At 45.4% G+C, this 18788-nt stretch carries 20 protein-coding genes; 8 read left to right on the forward strand and 12 right to left on the reverse strand.

Features of this window, described 5'->3' with window-relative positions; all coding sequences use genetic code 11:
- Window positions 1-14: 14 nt before the first annotated feature.
- The 12 genes from B649_RS09885 to B649_RS09940 form a co-directional block, all read right to left on the reverse strand.
- On the reverse strand, window positions 15-995 hold the full coding sequence (locus B649_RS09885; protein WP_015654383.1) for a DUF475 domain-containing protein: 981 nt from the start codon (window positions 993-995) through the stop codon (window positions 15-17).
- 33 nt (window positions 996-1028) lie between these two features.
- On the reverse strand, window positions 1029-1724 hold the full coding sequence (locus tag B649_RS09890) for a 2OG-Fe(II) oxygenase (protein WP_015654384.1): 696 nt from the start codon (window positions 1722-1724) through the stop codon (window positions 1029-1031).
- 2 nt (window positions 1725-1726) lie between these two features.
- Window positions 1727-2116, reverse strand: a complete 390-nt coding sequence (locus B649_RS09895) for a biopolymer transporter ExbD (protein WP_015654385.1) — start codon at window positions 2114-2116, stop codon at window positions 1727-1729.
- A 3-nt stretch (window positions 2117-2119) separates the two neighbouring features.
- The gene (exbB, locus tag B649_RS09900) at window positions 2120-2572 is read right to left on the reverse strand and encodes a TonB-system energizer ExbB (RefSeq protein WP_015654386.1); all 453 of its coding nucleotides are present in this window, start codon (window positions 2570-2572) and stop codon (window positions 2120-2122) included.
- Window positions 2573-2575: 3 nt separating this feature from the next.
- Window positions 2576-3409, reverse strand: a complete 834-nt coding sequence (locus B649_RS09905; RefSeq protein WP_015654387.1) for a HAMP domain-containing sensor histidine kinase — start codon at window positions 3407-3409, stop codon at window positions 2576-2578.
- Window positions 3399-4034: a response regulator transcription factor gene (locus B649_RS09910; protein ID WP_015654388.1), complete on the reverse strand. Its 636-nt coding sequence runs from the start codon at window positions 4032-4034 to the stop codon at window positions 3399-3401. The genes B649_RS09905 and B649_RS09910 overlap by 11 nt, the downstream gene beginning before the upstream one ends.
- A 10-nt stretch (window positions 4035-4044) precedes the next feature.
- Window positions 4045-5052, reverse strand: a complete 1008-nt coding sequence (gene pyrC / locus B649_RS09915; RefSeq protein ID WP_015654389.1) for a dihydroorotase — start codon at window positions 5050-5052, stop codon at window positions 4045-4047.
- Complete coding sequence (locus B649_RS09920) at window positions 5052-6425, reverse strand: phosphomannomutase/phosphoglucomutase (protein ID WP_015654390.1); 1374 nt, start codon at window positions 6423-6425, stop codon at window positions 5052-5054. Before B649_RS09920 ends, pyrC begins: the two co-directional genes overlap by 1 nt.
- Window positions 6426-6640: 215 nt before the next feature.
- Window positions 6641-7819: an ammonium transporter gene (locus tag B649_RS09925; RefSeq protein WP_015654391.1), complete on the reverse strand. Its 1179-nt coding sequence runs from the start codon at window positions 7817-7819 to the stop codon at window positions 6641-6643.
- Window positions 7820-8013: 194 nt separating this feature from the next.
- On the reverse strand, window positions 8014-8352 hold the full coding sequence (locus B649_RS09930) for a P-II family nitrogen regulator (protein WP_015654392.1): 339 nt from the start codon (window positions 8350-8352) through the stop codon (window positions 8014-8016).
- Between the two features lie 10 nt (window positions 8353-8362).
- A complete protein-coding gene (locus tag B649_RS09935; protein ID WP_015654393.1) occupies window positions 8363-9694 on the reverse strand; it encodes an ammonium transporter in 1332 nt (443 codons plus the stop codon).
- A gap of 284 nt (window positions 9695-9978) precedes the next feature.
- Window positions 9979-10317, reverse strand: coding sequence for a P-II family nitrogen regulator (locus B649_RS09940; RefSeq protein WP_015654394.1), 339 nt, complete (start codon window positions 10315-10317; stop codon window positions 9979-9981).
- A 148-nt stretch (window positions 10318-10465) separates the two neighbouring features.
- Between B649_RS09940 and gyrA the strand changes: the two genes are divergently transcribed.
- The 8 genes from gyrA (at window position 10466) to B649_RS09975 (ending at window position 18767) form a co-directional block, all read left to right on the forward strand.
- Complete coding sequence (gene gyrA, locus B649_RS09945) at window positions 10466-12961, forward strand: DNA gyrase subunit A (protein ID WP_015654395.1); 2496 nt, start codon at window positions 10466-10468, stop codon at window positions 12959-12961.
- A 49-nt stretch (window positions 12962-13010) separates the two neighbouring features.
- Window positions 13011-13469, forward strand: coding sequence for an LPP20 family lipoprotein (locus tag B649_RS09950; protein WP_015654396.1), 459 nt, complete (start codon window positions 13011-13013; stop codon window positions 13467-13469).
- Window positions 13418-13825 carry a hypothetical protein gene (locus B649_RS12650; protein ID WP_291750897.1) on the forward strand — a complete coding sequence of 136 codons (408 nt, stop codon included), beginning with the start codon at window positions 13418-13420 and terminating at the stop codon, window positions 13823-13825. The genes B649_RS09950 and B649_RS12650 overlap by 52 nt, the downstream gene beginning before the upstream one ends.
- Before the next feature lie 92 nt (window positions 13826-13917).
- Window positions 13918-15072: a sigma-54 dependent transcriptional regulator gene (locus B649_RS09955; protein ID WP_015654398.1), complete on the forward strand. Its 1155-nt coding sequence runs from the start codon at window positions 13918-13920 to the stop codon at window positions 15070-15072.
- 164 nt (window positions 15073-15236) lie between these two features.
- Window positions 15237-16265 carry an aspartate-semialdehyde dehydrogenase gene (locus tag B649_RS09960; RefSeq protein ID WP_015654399.1) on the forward strand — a complete coding sequence of 343 codons (1029 nt, stop codon included), beginning with the start codon at window positions 15237-15239 and terminating at the stop codon, window positions 16263-16265.
- Window position 16266: 1 nt separating this feature from the next.
- Complete coding sequence (locus B649_RS09965; protein WP_015654400.1) at window positions 16267-16791, forward strand: YqhA family protein; 525 nt, start codon at window positions 16267-16269, stop codon at window positions 16789-16791.
- Complete coding sequence (gene hemE / locus B649_RS09970; protein WP_015654401.1) at window positions 16784-17827, forward strand: uroporphyrinogen decarboxylase; 1044 nt, start codon at window positions 16784-16786, stop codon at window positions 17825-17827. The genes B649_RS09965 and hemE overlap by 8 nt, the downstream gene beginning before the upstream one ends.
- A gap of 1 nt (window position 17828) precedes the next feature.
- Window positions 17829-18767: a radical SAM protein gene (locus tag B649_RS09975; protein WP_015654402.1), complete on the forward strand. Its 939-nt coding sequence runs from the start codon at window positions 17829-17831 to the stop codon at window positions 18765-18767.
- Window positions 18768-18788 lie beyond the last annotated feature (21 nt).

The following is an 18788-nucleotide window of genomic DNA, read 5'->3' on the forward strand; positions in this document are numbered from 1 at the left end:
GACGGCATTTAAAATTAAACGATCTCATTGGCCTTTTTATTTTCCCACAGCGAGTGAAGAAACGCGATCAAGATCAATCCGATACCGATAGTCCCCGTCACCATCTCACTGATATGAGTGGTAATTTTCATCAACATGATAATCGCCAAAATCCCGATTGCATAATGGGCACCGTGTTCGAGATACCGGAAATGTGAGAGGGTTTTATGCTCAACGAAATAAAGGGTGATACTCCGTACAAACATCGCTCCCACACCCAAACCGATCATGATAATAAAGATATTACTGGTCAATGCAAACGCCCCGATAACACCGTCAAAACTGAAACTCGCATCGAGAACTTCGAGATAGATAAATCCGGCGATCCCGCTTTTAACCGTATCGGATGAGAGGAAATGGTCCAGCATCCCGAGCAATGAGTGAAGCAATACTCCGTACATAAATGCCAAAACAACTCCGAAGTCCTGAGTGATGTGCCCCAAAGCGATCCCCACCATAATTGCAGTAATCAACTCGATATTGGCAACGCCTGAAAAATGTTCCATCGTTTTGGAACCTTCAACAAACTTCACCCATTTGACATCATGTTCCCCAAAGAAAAAGTCCAAAAAGACCATCAGCAAAAAGGCTCCACCGAACGCGAAGATCGTCGATTCAGTCGCTTTGAGCACTTTTTCATACTCTGCGGGTTGATCCATCGCCACTTGCAATGTTTCCAACAATCCCATTCCCGTTACAATCGAAACAATCGCAAGCGGAAATATTAAACGCATCCCAAAAACTGCAATCGGAATACCGAAAACAATAAAGCGTTTCTGCCAAATCGGGTCCATCGTTTCAAGTACCTTGGCATTAACCACCGCATTATCAAACGAAAGAGAGATTTCAAGAACAATCAGAAGAAAGGTGATGTAAATAGCGGCAAGTCCACCGAGATAATATGCTGCAATCAGCCCTAAAAGCATGATTGCAAACGAGCTGTAAAAGTAGCGCATGAGCATCCTTCGAAAGTAATGCGCAATTATAACTTACATATGAGCATTATGCCATTGAACGAGTGAAAGACGGAATCCTTCTTTGACACTAAGCACTTCGTGAGAGAAATAGGGATTACTCAGAAATACGACCATATCCCCTGCTTCCGGACGGAGGGTAATCGTATTGCCGTGCTCGTCACACAGATAGTTGAAGAGCAATTCTCCTCCGCTGAAATGATCTTGATCCGTCGGATGCGGAGTATAAGAGGTCGTAAAGAGGACGGTAGTGAGTTTGCGCTCAGGGGCGACGGTGCGATACCCGATGACATTCCCATCATGGTCACGCAATTCGCTTGAATCATCGGAATGCTTGAGATAAAACGACCCGCTCTCATAGCCTAGAACCTGCACATCGGTTGCTTTGGCGAGAGAAAGGGCAAAAAATGTTTCAATCTCTCCTCTCACCGCTTCAAAACGGCGATCATAGATTTCTCGGTGTTCTGGGCTTAGCGTATGAATATCGGTTTTACGAATAGCGGTATCGAGTGAACGTCCGCGTAGTTCTGCCTGCACCGCCTCATTATCCGATAGCGTATGAGCGGTAATCGCTCGGCATTCGGCCGGACTAAGCACCCCCTCAAGAACTATATAGGGAAAATCATGGTACGGATTGGGGAGCCGCGCAGTGGGAATATCCCACCCCAGTAACTCATCTCGTGCATATACGTAGTTACTGATCTGATGCATCACTATTTCTGCTTATCGGTGACGATATAAAGCTGTTCATGTCCAAGACGTTTCAACACATCCATAACACCCACGAAGTTTTGAAATGCCGCCTCTTTATCGCTGTAAAGAACAACCGTCATCTCTTTTCCTCCCTCAACGACACGCTGTTCAAAATCGGCTAACGTGATCGGTATTTTCTCTTCCCCCAACATCAGTGTCCCGTCTTTTTGGATGGTGAGTTTCAGCTCACTCGGCTTATGCTCTGCCGCAGATCCTTTGGCCTCAGGGAGATCGACGGGAATCAATCCTGTCTTAATAAACGTCGCCGTAGTAAGTACCATGACGAGCAACACGAGCATAATGTCGATGAACGGAATAACGTTGATCGTATCGATCCGTTTCATTTTCATGACTTACCCTTGTTTTTTATGGGCGTCGATTTCCCATAGTGTGATAAGACGTTCCATTTTACGGAGTAAAATATTGTAAAACACAATAGCCGGGATGGCGACCACCAGACCCATTGCCGTCGCTTTGAGCGCCAGAGCCAACCCGGTCATGATTTTCTTCGGATCAACGGCTCCTACATCACCGAGGGTGTAAAATGTAATCATAATCCCTAAAACCGTCCCAAGCAATCCAACATACGGTGCATTCGAACCGATCGTTGCAATCGTAGAAACATTGTTGCCCAAATCAAGTTCCAATTCCTCTTTCGTCTCATAATCACCGATACGAACCGAACCGTATGCCATCATTCTTTCGATAAAAAGCCATAATGAGACAATACTCATAACCACCAAAATCCCGATAATCCCGTAATCCACTGCCGTTTGTGCAAATTCCAGCCAACCGCTGTTTTCCATTCGTTATTCCCCTTTTTTAAATTCTAATTTGACGCAGGTTCCCTCTCCAACACGAGAAGCAACATTCAACACTATATGATGACGATCGCAATAGCGCTTGACCAGACTTAAACCGATTCCATATCCCGGCATTGTAGTATCATTTTGGAAATAGCGATCATAAATGCGCATAAGCGTAATCTCATCCATTCCGGCGCCTTGATCGCAAAGGCTTAAAGTTTGATCGTGTAATTTTATCGTGATATGGGGTATTTGAGGTGAATATTTCACCCCATTTTCCACCAAATTATCAATCACTTTACCCAATCCGATCCGATCGCATTTAACGCTATAGGGTTCTATCTCCAAATTCCAAACGACCTTAGGATAAAGAGAACGCAAAAATCCTAAACGCTCTTCAAGGAGTTCACGCAGATCAAAAGAGTCAATTGATTCTCGTTCCGTCTGTTTCTTGATCAAATAATCAAGCTCGTTATAACGCTCTTTTAGCATCTCTGCCGCCGCTTCAATCCGCTCCAGACGTTTGAGAGACTTTTCATCATTATGCGTTTTACGAAGCATTTGAACATTCGCCGTAATGGTGTTAATCGGGAGGTTCAGTTCATGCAGTGTCTCTTTGGAGAAGCGTTCCAAATGGGCAAAATGCTCTCTCAGCGGGGTAATCGCGATTTTTGCCAAAACTCCCCCCACCACGAGGGTAATAATCAATGAGACGAAGGCGATAATTCCCCACTGCTCTACCCCTAAAACCTGATGAACGTAATAGATTCCGGCAATCAAAACACCGGTAGTCGTCACATAAAGTGATGCCAAAGCAATGGTAAAGCTACGAAACAAGGCGATATCCTACGCCGCGTATATTGACTATCGATTCTGAACCTATCTCTTGTTTGAGACGGTTGATGTACACCCGTATGGCCCCATCGCTAATCATCTCTGATGGGTTCCACAACGTATCCATAATCATCTCTTTGGTGACGATCTCTCCCGCATTTCGAATAAACAATGCCATCAGCTGATACTCTTTGAGCGAAAACGGGATCTCTCTTCCTTCCATCAACACACATTTATGAAGTTCATCGAGGCAAAGTTCTCCGACACAATGGCGTGCTTTCCCTTTGATACGGCGTAAAAGTGCATGAATACGCACCAGTAATTCATCGGTATGAAACGGTTTTTTGAGGTAATCGTCCGCACCGATTTCAAAGGCTTGAGAGAGCGTTTCAATCTCTTGATGGGAAGTCAGATAAATACTCGGGGTTAGATCATTGGCACGGCGCAGCTCTTTTAAAAGCGACAAACCGTCGATGAGGGGAACATTAATATCGAGAAGATAGAGATCAAACTGATTTTTATAGGTTTCATCGAGAGCTTCTTGACCGTTACGGCATAAGGATACCTCAAACCCCTCCTCTGCTAAGACATCAGCGATAGATTCGCCAAAGAGCAAATCATCTTCCAAGAGTAATATCTTAATCGACACGCTCTATCGACCACTTCAAAGTTTCCCCCGCTCGCATCGGGACGACAGTACCGTAAATATCAGGAACGACAAAATCGTGTTTCACTAACACCACCTCTTTGAATTCTGCACAAATACCATAAATTTGCTGGGCATTGTCACTCACGAATGCTTGAAGATTGTCCAATTTATCATGCGCTTCAAATACCTCACACAACAGCTGCAATGCGATTGGAGCGGTAAATACCCCTGCTCCGCATCCGCAAGATTCTTTCGTATGTTTGGGGTGCGGTGCGGAGTCGGAACCGAACATCACTTTCGGATGGGCTTCCAATGCAACTTTGAGCAAGGCGGCACGATCTTCGGGGCGTTTGGCTATCGGTTTGCAAAACAGATGCGGTCGAAGCATTCCCCCCGCCACATCATCGAGGGTAATGATGAGATGATGCACCGTAATAGTGGCGTAAAGATTCTCGTATTTATCCAACATCGCTACTGCATCGGCGGTGGTGATGTGCTCCATAATAATTTTCAGTTTTGGAAAGTTGATGGCCAGTTTTTCGTAAACACTCATAAACTCTGCTTCGCGATCCATCACAAATCCGTTGGTCTCGCCGTGAACCGAGAGGACAATTCCCAAATCCGACATCGCTTCGAGTGTTTCACGCATCGGTTCAATATCAAAGTTGACAACTCCCCCCTCGGAGTTGGTAGTAGCACCGCTCGGGTAAATTTTGATCGCCGTAATATGATCCTGAACATCTTCCAAGAACGCACGGCTGTAGTTTTGATAAAAGAGGGTCATGTAGGGCTCAAAATCATCCCGCCCGATCGCGTGTTTAATCCGTTTTTTGTACTCTTTCACCATCTCTTTCGTCGTTACGGGAGGGACAAGGTTGGGCATTATGAGCGCACCGCTAAAACTGTAGGAAGTAAGCGGAGCAACGGTCTCCAACATCTCACCATCACGCAGATGCAGATGCATATCCAGAGGCATTGTCAATGTAACCGTTTTCATTATTTCACCTCCAACTGATTTTTAGCTTCTTGGATCAATGCATTAAGCGCTTCTTCATAATGTTTAGCTTCATCTGCATCGGTCGATTCGAAACGGGTCACGAGGACAGGTGTCGTATTACTCGCCCGTACAAGTCCCCACCCTTGATCAAAAATAACCCGAACACCGTCAACATCGATAATCTCTTTGATCGGAGGAAAAGAAGCGGGAGGCGTTTGAAGCAACTCTTTTAGTTTTGCCATAAGAGGAAATTTCTCCTGTTCCGTTGTTTTGACTTTGATCTCTTCAGTCGAAAACACTTTCGGAAGTTTTGCAATCTCTGCATCGAGGTCCACCCCCTCCTTCACCAGTTCAAGCATACGCAACGTGGCATAGATCGCATCATCATACCCGAAATAGCGGTCGGCAAAAAAGACATGACCGCTCACTTCGCACGCTAAATCCGCATGAAGCTCTTTCATTTTGACTTTGAGATTGGAGTGTCCTGTTTTATACATCACCGCCGTCGCCCCGCGCGCGCGGAGAGTATCGTACATCACCTGCGAACATTTTACTTCGCCGATAACGGTCGGATTTTTCATCTTGAGGGCGAATAGCAGTGCCATCATGTCCCCCTTGATGTTGTTTTTAGGGGTCAATACGGCGATACGATCGGCATCACCGTCATACGCAAATGCGATATCACCCTCTGCCGATAAAAGTTTTTTGATATCCTCAAGGTTATGCTCTTCACTCGGATCGGGATGGTGATTCGGGAATGTTCCATCAGGATCGACATAAATTCCTTTGGTTTTGAGTCCTAATTCATTGAAAATATCTTCGATTGCCAAACCTGCAACCCCGTTTCCGCAGTCATACACGATCCGCTCATTCATCCCGCGCAAATGGCCAAACGACTCCACCATAAAACGTTTATAGCGCGAAAGTGCATCGATCTCAGTAACGTGACGCTCCACTTTCGGAGGAAACGGCAATGTCTCAATCTTGCGTCCGAGGGCATAAATCGATTCGCCGAAAAAAGGGAGCTTGTTAATCGTGATTTTAAAACCGTTATATTCGCTGGGGTTGTGCGAACCGGTAATCATTACCGAAGCGCAGGCTGTTTTTCCGCCAAAATCCTGATAGTTGCAAAAATAGTTGACGGGAGTCGGAACCATCCCCATTCCGAGCACCTTCATCCCTCCCGCATTGAGTCCGGCAGTCAAATATTCAAAAAGAATCGGGGAATGCGAACGTGCATCATATCCTACCGCAACGTACTCGCCGAACGCTCTCATCTCATCGGCTAAAGCATACCCCAAACGGGTAATCGTCTCTTCATTCAACTCTTTTTCATAAATTCCACGGATATCATATTCACGATAAATAGACATAGTTTCCCTTTTCAATCAACATTAACAAATTATACAACGAGGTGGTTAAAAGAGTCTTTTATGGGGCACAAGCCCCATCCAGAAGAATAGTGAAGAAGTGTTACAACAGTGTTAAGAAGGTTTAAATTAAGCGCGGATTCTGCGCGTGGGCATCGCGCCGAGCGAAACTCAGCGTTAGCGTAGCCAATCGGGACGTGTTCCGATGGCGTGTTAAATCATATAGCTCTTTTAAATTCGGGATACGCTTCAAGTCCGCATTCGCTGACATCAAGCCCTTGAACCTGATCCTCGTCCGTAGCGCGAAACGGTATAAATTTATTAAGCAGATAGATGATGGTAAATGACACGGTAAAGACAAATACCGCCATCACCCCGACCCCTTTGAGCTGGTTTAGGAATGTTATACCATTTGCATGATCAGCGGCAAAAAGACCCACAGCAAGGGTTCCCCAAATACCGTTGACCAAATGAACCGACAATGCTCCAACCGGATCGTCGATACGGAAACGGTCAAATAATGGTACCGCGAGAACGACCAATGCCCCTCCGATTCCCCCGATCAAAATTGAATCAATCATCGTATATAAATGGGGACCTGCCGTGATCGCTACCAACCCGCCAAGTGCGCCGTTAAGAATCATCGTAATATCAAAAAGTTTATATCGAGCATAAATAGCGATACCGGCGATAATCGCGCCGGAGAGTCCTGCGGTATTGGTATTAAAGATCGTCAATGCGACACTATCCGCCGCCTCTTTGGTCGAAATTGATCCTACCGAACCGCCGTTAAATCCAAACCATCCGATCCATAACAACATCGCCCCTAAAACGACCAAAGGGATATTCGAAGCGGGAATTACGCGGATTTGATTTCCGACATAACGTCCTTTACGTGCACCGATCACCAAAATCGCCGCAAGCAATGCCCATCCGCCCGTGGAATGGATAACGGTTGAGCCGGCCAAATCGACAAAGTTCAGATCAAACATCGTATCTTTGAGCCAATCGCTTCCCCAGCTGATATTCACTGCCGTCGGATAGATTAACGCACCCATAATCACCGTGAAAAGAGTCAACGGCAAAAGGCGGGCTCGTTCACCCACCCCACCGCTCATAATGTTAATGGCCTTACCGACAAATGCCATCTGGAACATAAAAAAGGCCCATTGGCTCATCGTTGTACTTTGAAAATCACCGAATGCCAAATGAAATCCGACCAAGATAAAGGCCATCGACGCAACCGCGTAAATCATAACGTTTACCGTCAAAACGCTGGAGACGTTTTTGGTTCTCACCAAACCTGCTTCGAGCATCGCAAAACCGGGAACCATTAAGATAATGAGAGTAATAGAAAAGAGGGCAAAGAGGGTATCGATAACGTACGCAGTATCCATGCAGCACCTTTAGTTTAAGATAAAGGTGTGCATTATATATCCAATTAAATGGATTGTAGAAGAAGTATTGATTAAAATTTAATCAATTAATGTATTTAATCTTCAAGCGCGGTTTACTGCGCGTGGGCTTCACGCCGAGTGAAACTCAGCGTTAGCGTAGCCTGAGGGGGCTTTTGCTCCCTTAGGCGTAATGATTAAATGGCCTCGATATCTGTCTCACCCGTACGGATACGGACGATTTTGCTAATATCGCTAACGAAGATTTTACCGTCACCGATCTTGCCGGTACGTGCCGCTTCCACAACAGTGTTGACCACTTGATCTACCATTGCATCATCAACAACCATCTCCATTTTAATTTTCGGAAGAAAATCAACAACATATTCCGCACCGCGATAAAGCTCGCTGTGCCCTTTTTGTCGTCCGTAACCTTTTACTTCGCTCACCGTCATACCCGTAATACCGATTTCGGCAAGAGCATCTTTTACATCTTCAAGTTTAAATGGTTTGATAACCGCTTCAATTTTTTTCATTGTTTACTCCTTATAGGTTAAAGCCACGTTCACCGTGTACAGACTCATCCAAACCTTGGCTCTCTTGTTCTTCGTTAACACGTGAACCGCCAGTCAATGCCATTGCGATGTAATAAACCACGATCGTACCGACCAATGTGAACAGTCCGACGATCAATACAGATTCTGCTTGAACCATGATTTGTCCCATACGGTCACCTGAATCTTTCAACGGTCCAGCCCAAAGGAGAGCATTGTCTGTGTTTGGTGTATACGCTGCAAAGATACCGGTTGCAATCGCACCCCAAAGACCTGCAAGGAAGTGTACTCCGAAAGCATCCAAAGAATCATCGTAACCCACTTTTTTCTTCAACGCTGTTACCCCAAAGAATGCGATTAATGCACCCGTAATACCAATGATAAATGCACCGTTAACTCCTACGAATCCCGCTGCCGGAGTAATCGCTACCAAACCTGCAATCGCACCCGTTGCCGCACCAAGTAATGTCGGTTTTTTGAATACCGCATACTCAACCACGATCCAAGTAACCGTTGCAACCGCAGCAGCAATCGTTGTTGTCAAATACGCAAGACCGGCGATAGCGTTAGCACCAAATGCTGATCCACCGTTAAATCCATACCAACCAAACCATAAAAGACCGGCACCAAGAGCCGTTAAGATAACACTTGCAGGTTTCATTGCTACTTTTGGATAGCCTGCACGTTTACCGATCAAGAGAGCGAGTACAAGACCAGCCAAACCACCGTTCATGTGAACAACCGTACCACCTGCGAAGTCAAGAGCACCTTCGTTGAAAAGGTAACCGCCACCCCATACCATGTGTGTAATCGGAGCATAAACTACGATTGTCCAAATAAAGGCAAATACCATCCAAGTAGAGAATTTCATACGCTCAATCACTGAACCCGCAACGATTCCGACAGTGATCGCTGCAAAGGTCCCTTGGAACACTACGAAGACAAATTTAGGATAGAGTTGACCAAGATCAACACTTGCAAATTCTTGCCAACCGATGCCGCTAAGCATAATATGACCAAAACCACCGATGACTTGGTTCATTGAACCATCCATTGTTCCAAACGCGATTGAGAAACCGGCAACAACCCATGCGATAAACGATACAGCAAATGCACCGAATACCATAGCAAATGTATTCAGAATATTTTTAGAACGAGTCATCCCGCCGTAAAACAACGCCAAACCGATCGGAGTCATCAACATAACCAATGCCGTTGACATCATCATCCATGCAGTATCCCCTGAGTTAAGTACAGGTGCTGCAGCATCTTCGGCAAATGCCGATACGCCTAAAAGCAATAAAGCTAAAAGCCACTTTTTCATTTTCTCTCCTTATAACTTGAATGTCAGGTACCATTGTACAAAGTAATCAAATAATGAGAGTGCAAATTACTGATTAATTTTTAATCAATAGTAAAGATGAATTTCAAAACAGAAGAATTTTATAATATAAGGAAAGAGAATAACGAGAGTTAGTATTTGAATGTGCGTAATAAAGTAGCTGGCTCTGAAAATCTCCAGCATTTATGCTGGTAGCTTTAGGGGATTGCAAAGGACAAACTTGTCCTTGCCACCAAAATGGGCTCCGCCTATTTTGGTGTATAACATCAAATGGCTTCGCTGCCGGTTTCACCGGTACGAATACGAATGATCTGACTGATATCACTGACAAAGATCTTGCCATCACCGATTTTTCCGGTGCGGGCTGCTTCGATGAGCGTATTCACGACTGTATCGACCATATCCTCATCTACAACCATCTCCATTTTAATCTTTGGGAGAAAATCAACAACATATTCCGCACCGCGATAAAGCTCACTGTGCCCTTTTTGTCGTCCGTAACCTTTTACTTCACTCACCGTCATTCCGGTAATACCGATTTCAGCAAGAGCGTCTTTTACATCTTCGAGTTTAAAAGGTTTAATAACCGCTTCAATTTTTTTCATATTTTGTTGAACTCCATACCACTAATGTCTAGAACAATTGTAACCTTATTTAATTAATTAAGCAAATTAAAGCTAAAAAAACAGGTTTTAAGAATTTAAGGCTCATTCGGCTATAATCAGCCATATTATCTTCACTTTTGGGGACCGCATGAACGATCTGCTAGACAACAGCGAAATAAATGACATTAATATAGAAGACACACTCAAGAGCAGTTATCTTGATTACTCGATGAGCGTTATCATCGGGCGTGCACTTCCTGACGTCCGAGACGGTCTTAAACCGGTACACAGACGTATTCTTTATGCCATGGACAAACTCAGCCTCTCAGCTGGTGCCAAATACAAAAAATCGGCCCGTATCGTCGGGGACGTAATCGGTCAATACCATCCGCACGGTGATACCTCGGTTTATGATGCATTGGTTCGTATGGCACAACCGTTCGCAATGCGAGCACCATTGGTTGATGGTCAAGGTAACTTCGGTTCAGTCGATGGAGACAGCGCAGCAGCGATGCGTTATACCGAAGCGCGTATGACCCGTTATGCGGGAGAACTTCTCAAAGATCTTGAAAAAGATACCGTTGATATGATCGAGAACTACGACGGCACCACCTTCGAGCCTGAAGTTCTTCCTACCCGTGTACCAAACCTTATTATTAATGGTTCATCCGGTATCGCCGTCGGTATGGCGACCAATATCCCTCCCCATAATCCAAATGAAGTTCTCAGCGCACTGGTTCATCTAATGGACAACCCAAATGCTTCACTTATCGAGATTATGCAGTTTATCAAAGCTCCCGATTTCCCTACTGGGGGAACCATCTACGGTAAAAAAGGGATTTTGGACGCGTACGAGAGCGGGCGTGGTCGTATCCGTATCCGCGCCAAAACACACATTGAAAAAAAATCGAATAAAGATGTTATTGTTATTGATGAGCTTCCTTATCAAGTGAACAAAGCCCGTTTGATCGAAACCATTGCCGATTTGGTCAAAGACAAATTTATCGAGGGGATCAGTGAAATTCGCGATGAATCCGACCGCGAAGGTATCCGTGTCGTTATCGAGCTTAAACGTGATGCGATGAGTGAAATCGTCCTCAATAATCTCTATAAATCGACCAACATGGAGACTACGTTCGGAATCATCATGCTCTCGGTCTTTAACCAAGAGCCTCGTGTATTCACCCTCTTAGAGATGTTGGGTCACTTTATCAACCACCGTAAAACCGTTATTATCCGCCGTACTATTTTCGATCTTGAAAAAGCAAAAGCACGTGCCCATATCTTGGAAGGTTTGAAAAAAGCACTCGATCATATCGAAGCGATTATCAAACTCATCCGTGCAAGCAATGACGGCGAAGCGGCTAAAAACGGGCTTATCTCCGAATTCGGATTTTCACCGATCCAAGCCCAAGCGATTTTGGATATGCGTCTCCAACGTCTCACCGGTCTTGAACGTGACAAAATCGAAAATGAACTTAAAGAGATTTTGGCTCACATCGACTATCTTGAGAGCATCCTCCGAAGTGAAGAGGTTCTTAAAGGGATTATCAAAGGCGAATTCGTTGAACTCGTTGAGCAATACAATATCCCTCGTGTCACCGATATCGAAGACAACTATGATGATATCAATATCGAAGATTTGATCCCGAATGAGCCGATGGTTGTTACCATTTCTCACCGTGGATACATTAAACGCGTTCCTCTCGTCGCGTACGAGAAACAAATCCGAGGCGGTAAAGGTAAAATTGCCGTTACCACGTATGATGATGACTTTATCGAGAAATTCTATACCTGCAACACCCACGATACGTTGATGTTCGTCACCGATCGCGGACAGCTCCACTGGCTCAAAGTGTACAAAATTCCGGAAGGATCACGTACAGCCAAAGGTAAAGCAGTCGTTAATCTCATCAACCTCGAAGCGGATGAAAAAATCCGCTCGATTATTCCGACCACCGATTTTGATGAGAGCAAATCACTCGTCTTCTTTACCCAAAACGGTGTTGTTAAACGTACTGCTCTTAGCGAATTCTCGAACGTCCGAAGTAACGGTGTTCGCGCAATCGTTCTCGATGATGATGACGCATTGATCACTGCACACATCGCGAATGAAGAGACAAAATACCTCTTTATCGTAACGAAATACGCACAATGTATCAAATTTGAAATCGAAAAAACCCGCGATCAGGGACGTAGTACCCGTGGGGTTCGCGGTATCAAATTTAAAATTGACGGAGACGTCGTTGTCGATGCCAACATTATCAAAAGCGATGAAGAAGAGATCCTGATGGTGAGTGAAAAAGGGATCGGAAAACGAACCACGGCGGAAGAATACCGCCTTACCAACCGTGCCGGAACCGGTGTTATCGCGATGAAACTCAATGCTAAAACCGGAACAACGGTTGTCGGTTGTCTGATGGTTGATGAGACGATGGACATGATGGCACTCACCAAAGCGGGCAAAATGATCCGTGTCGATATGCAAACGATTGCGAAATCGGGGCGTAACACCAGTGGTGTTTACATCATTAAAGGCGATGATGTCGCGAGTATTTCACGTTGTCCGAAAAAAGAAGAAGATGAAGAAGATTTAGAAGGTAAAGAAAGCTCAGAAGGCTCAGGTACACTCGAATTGGAATAGTATTTGCTCTGTATTGAGTAATTATTCCAAACCTACCAAAGGAACCCGCATGCGAATCTCTGCCGCTCTTGCACTGCTTCTCACTGTTCCCGCACTTCATGCGGGATTTTTTGCCCCCGACTCTTCCTCTGAACCCCAAGTAAAATGTGTTTACAGTGGAACAGACGGCCATTGTGTTGAACCGATTTTAAAATCTCAAAACGAACTTGTTATTACCGTTGTCGGCCAAGGTGTTGCCCCTTCGGTTACCGCTTCTCCTGCACAAGCCTATGCACTTGCTAAACGTGCCGCAGTAGCGGACGGCTATCGCCAAATTGCGGAAAAAGTACGCGGAGTCCATGTCGAAGGACAAGACAGCATCAAAAATATGATGCTGATGCAATCAAGCACCCGTACCTCTGTTGAAGCACTGGTAAAAGGGGCTAATGTCACCAATACTACATTTAAAGAGGGACTGTGCGAAGTCGAAATGGAAATCGCCCTTTCTTATTCACGTATCTTACCGTAATCACGACACTTGCTTTCGGAGCTGATCACTATTATATAGGGTATCGGCTCACCGCTAAGAACACCCAACCCATCAATGAAACGCTCTCTGTTTCCAAAGCCATGCAGCCGTGTCATCCCGCTAAACCATCCGAGTCCATAACCCTTAAGCGCTTTAATAATGAGAACTTACAAACACTCTTAAATCGTGAACAAACGGCTTTTTTAGAATTTGCTTCGTCCAATGAACTCCGTGTTAAAAGCAATGATAATTTTAGTGTGACGAACCCCCAAACCCTGAATTCACTTACTCTTCCAACAAGCTGCTATGCAGTCGAGTTTAATGATGAGTCTGTTACAATCACCGCATTAAAATGATATGTTCTGCCTTGACAAAGGCAAGCTTTAGTACCATAGCGGTTAGCGTAGCCGAAGGGATTTTATTCTTTTGGCGTTTAAGAAGGATATAGATGAAGATTGCGATTGTTGAAGACGATATCAATATGCGCAAGTCGCTGGAAATTGCGATGGGTGACTATGAGAAATACGAGGTTCATACCTTTAAAAATGCTCGCGATGCCCTTAAAAAACTCGACGATACCTTTGAACTGATCATCAGCGATATCAATATGCCGGGGATGGACGGGATCGAATTTGTTAAAACGCTGGGGGGCAAATATGAGGTGATTATCATCACTGGAAATGCCACCCTTACCCGTGCCATTGAATCGATCCAGCTGGGGGTCAAAGATTTCTTGCTCAAACCATTTGAAATCGAAACACTGGTTGCCGCGATTGAGCGAACCGCAAGTGTTGCAAAAAAAATACCTAAAATGTCTACTGCACCTACCTCCTCTGGTTCATCTTTTCTGGGTACTTCACCCGCACTCGAAAAACTTCTCAGTCGTACCGCCAAAGCGGCAACTACCGATGCGAGCATTATGCTTCTGGGTGAGAGTGGTGTCGGGAAAGAGGTCTTTGCCCGCCATATTCATGAGACTTCACCACGTGCTTCCCGAGCGTTTATTGCCATCAATATGGCGGCTATCCCTGACAACCTCATCGAAAGTGAATTGTTTGGATTTGAAAAAGGGTCATTCACTGATGCAACCGAAGCAAAAACAGGACAGTTTGAGCTCGCAGAGGGGGGAACACTCTTTTTAGACGAAATCGCTGAAATGCCCTATAGCCTCCAAGCCAAATTGTTACGCGTTCTTCAAGAGCGTGAAATACGCCGTTTAGGTGCTTCGAAAAACACCAAAATAGATGTCCGTATCATCACCGCCACCAATGCCGACTTGCATACCAAAATCACCGAGGGGAAATTCCGCGAAGACCTCTATTATCGCCTTAACACCATCCCTCTCAATATACCGCCGCTGCGGGAACGTCGTGAAGAAATTCTGAGCATTGCCGAAGCGGCCTTGGAACGCTACTGTACCCAATACAGTTTTGAGGCAAAATCTTTTACGCCAAACGCATGCAACGCACTTGAACACTACAACTGGCCGGGAAATGTCCGTGAACTTATCTCGGTTGTGGAACGCTCTGCCATTTTGAGTGATGGAGAAAGTATTGATACTGAAGATCTCTTTTTGGAAGCAAGAGGGTTGGGGAGAATATAATCTATTTTTTCGTTCGTGGTGAGCCTGTCGAACCATGAATGGTAAGACCCTTCGACAAGCTCAGGGAGAACGGATACAATTTTTAATCCCTTCCAAGCCATCATTAGCTATAATCGCGAAAAATATTCACGGGTGATTTCATTCATCCTCAAGGAAAGCTTCCTATGAAACTTTATAACGTTGCTATCGTCGGTGCCAGCGGTGCCGTTGGCGAAGAAATTTTACGTATTTTTGAAGAGATCGAATTCCCTCTGGCCAAACTGGTTCCACTGGCGAGTGCTCGCAGTGCAGGGAATACGGTTACGTTCAAAGATCATGAACTCGTGATCAAAGAGTTAACCCCGACCGTATTTGAAGAAGAAGCAATCGACATCGCCCTTTTCAGTGCCGGCGGAAGTGTTTCAGCCAAGTTTGCTCCCTATGCTGCCGCGTCAGGTGCCGTGGTTATCGATAATACCAGCCACTTCCGTATGTTTGAGAATGTCCCTCTCGTTGTCCCTGAAGTAAACCCTGAAGATATTGCTCTTTGGAAAAATACCGGGATCATTGCAAACCCGAACTGCTCGACCATCCAAATGGTCCAAGCACTCAAACCCCTTGATGATGCGTACGATTTACAACGTATCGACGTAAGCACCTACCAAGCAACATCCGGTGCGGGAAAAACGGGGATGGAAGAACTCGTTGAGCAAATGCAGGCCTTTTTTGCCTTTAAACTCGATGATACGGAACCGAAAAAATTTGCTCACCGAATCGCACTCAACGCTATCCCCCAAATCGATTCGTTCACCGACAGCGGCTACACCAAAGAAGAACTTAAAATGGTGAATGAGACGCAGAAGATCATGCACAAAGATATCGAAGTGAGTGCAACCTGCGTCCGTATCCCGACACTTCGCGGTCATGCTGAAACCCTCACACTCACATTTGATGGTGCAGTGGACGCCGATGAAGCACGCGAACTTTTACGTAAAGCTCCGAATATTATCGTTATGGATGTACCTGAAGAGAGTATCTATCCGATGCCTTCACTCTGTATGGATCAAAACGAAACGTTTGTGGGACGTATCCGTAATGACCTTTACCGCGAAAATGTCCTCCATTTGTGGGTTGTTGCCGATAATCTCCGTGTCGGTGCGGCTACCAACGCCGTACGAATCGCCCAAAAATGGGTAGAGATGCAAGGAGAATAAGATGCAGTTCATTGAAAAACTCTTTGAACACGGCCTTTGGAGCACACGATTCATCATTCTCCTTGCAGTTGTTTTCGGTCTTGTAGGGGCTTTTGTCCTTTTTGCTGTCGCCAGTGTTGACGTCTACAATACCGCAGCGTATGTCATTCATACGTATGCTATCCATGCTCATCCGCCACATTTTCATGAAGAGATAGTCGGCGGGATTATCGGTGCGGTTGATTTATACCTTATCGGTGTCGTTATGATCATTTTCTCATTCGGTTTGTATGAGCTCTTTATCTCTGATATCGATCCAGCCAAAGATGAAAATGGGCATGAAAATCAGCTCCTTGCCGTCCACTCTCTCGATCAGCTCAAAGACAAAATTTCCAAAGTTATCGTGATGGTATTGGTCGTCGGCTTTTTCCAAAAAGTGGGACATACGGTATTTACCGGAGCATTAGAGTTACTCTATCTAGCCCTCTCGATCACCGCCGTTGCCGTCGGTCTTTATTTTCTTAGCAAAGTAGGTCACCATGAGTAAAATTTTTGTTGATGCGTGTTTCGGTAAAGAGACCCCTTATACCCCTGTTTGGATGATGCGCCAAGCGGGACGCTATCTCCCTGAGTACATGGAAGTGCGCAAACGTGCCGGAAACTTTCTCAACCTTTGTCACGCTCCCGATATGGCAGCGGAAGTTACCATCCAACCTGTGGACCTTGTCGGGGTTGACGCGGCAATTTTATTCAGCGATATCTTGGTCGTTCCGAACGAAATGGGGATGAAACTCGACTTTATCAAAGGGGAAGGCCCCGTTTTCGAAAAACCGATCGCGTCCGAAGAGGATTTGGAGGAGTTAATCGGCGGTGAGGAAGCGGCGTCTAAACTCACTTACGTTTATGAAACGATCAAGATTTTAAGAACACAGCTTGATGCACGCGACGATAATAAAGCCCTTATCGGCTTTACCGGTGCTCCGTGGACACTCGCGACCTACATGATCGAGGGACAGGGGACAAAAACGTACAATATCTGCAAAAAGATGATGTACTCCAACCCTGACTTGCTTCATAAAATCCTCCGCCAAGTGACCGACGTGGTCAAACTGTACATGGAAAAACAAATCCAATCAGGTATCGATGTCGTCCAAATTTTCGACAGTTGGGCCGCCGCAATCGAACCAAGCAAATACGATGAATTCTCATGGAGCTACATGGTCGAAATCGCCGAGTATTTAAAAGAGAAATACCCGCATGTTCCGGTCATTATGTTCCCGAAAGGGATTCCCGCATTTTTAGATAACGTGTACGGAAATTTCGATGTCTTCGGTGTCGACTGGAGTACCCCGATGGCACTGGCGAAAGAGAAACTGGGGGATCGTTATGTCCTGCAGGGAAACATGGAACCATGCCGTTTATACTCCAAAGAGCAAACCACCGCGTGTGTCGAAGCGATCCAAGAGATTATGGGTGGCCGTCGCCATATCTTCAACCTTGGGCACGGGATTCTCCCCGACGTTCCGGTTGAAAATGCTCAACACTTCGTTCGTGAATGTCAACGAGTGAGTAAAAAAGACTAATATGTCCACGATCTTCGGTCCCGTCTTTTCACGCCGTTTCGGTGCGTCGCTCGGGATCGACCTCTCCAATTCCGGCAAACAATGCAACTTTGACTGTCTCTACTGTGAACTCGCCCCTGCACCCGCAATGGCACACCAGCGTACGATCACTCCGGTAGAGACGATTATGACCGATTTAACAGAAGCGTTGCGCAAACACCCCTCTATTGATGTCATTACGATCACCGCTAACGGTGAACCGACGATGTACCCCTATCTGAATGCTCTTGTCGATGAGATCGATACAATCAAAGGGCGTATTCAAACCCTTATCCTCTCCAACAGTGCCTGTCTCAATGATTTAAACGTATTCAATACCCTTTTGAAGCTCGATCAAGTCAAACTCTCTCTCGATGCCGCAACACCCGAAGTGTTTAAAAAAATCGATCGCCCCGCCGAGGGGATAGAAATCGAAACCATCATCGAAAGTATCACCCGTTTCTCACAGATCTATACGGGGAAATTATTTTTAGAGATATTGTTTGTCAAAGGGATTAATGACGCTCCAAGCGAAGTGGAAGCGCTCAACCATGCCCTGCTGAACATCCACTGCGAACGGATCGATATCGGCACCATCGACCGTCCCCCTGCCTATGCGGTTCAAGGGCTAAGTTTTGAGGAACTGCATCTGATTGCACACCATTTTGATCCTGCATTGCCGATCCATATCGTTTCACGCAACCATGCCTCGGCAACTCCAAGTGCCTACAGCGATGAAGAGATCCTTACAACTCTGGATAAACGTCCTCTGAGTATGGATGATATCAATGCTCTTTTCGATGCCGATTCCAAAAGTCGCTTCGAAAATTTGCTCCATCACGGTAAAATCGCTCAAATCGAACGATCAAATATCACTTTTTTTACTCCGATCGAAAATATTGATCGAAAACGCTCTAAATAACCCCGTTTTTATTGACATCCA

This window comes from Candidatus Sulfuricurvum sp. RIFRC-1 (assembly GCF_000310245.1).
In the GTDB taxonomy this organism is placed as follows: domain Bacteria; phylum Campylobacterota; class Campylobacteria; order Campylobacterales; family Sulfurimonadaceae; genus Sulfuricurvum.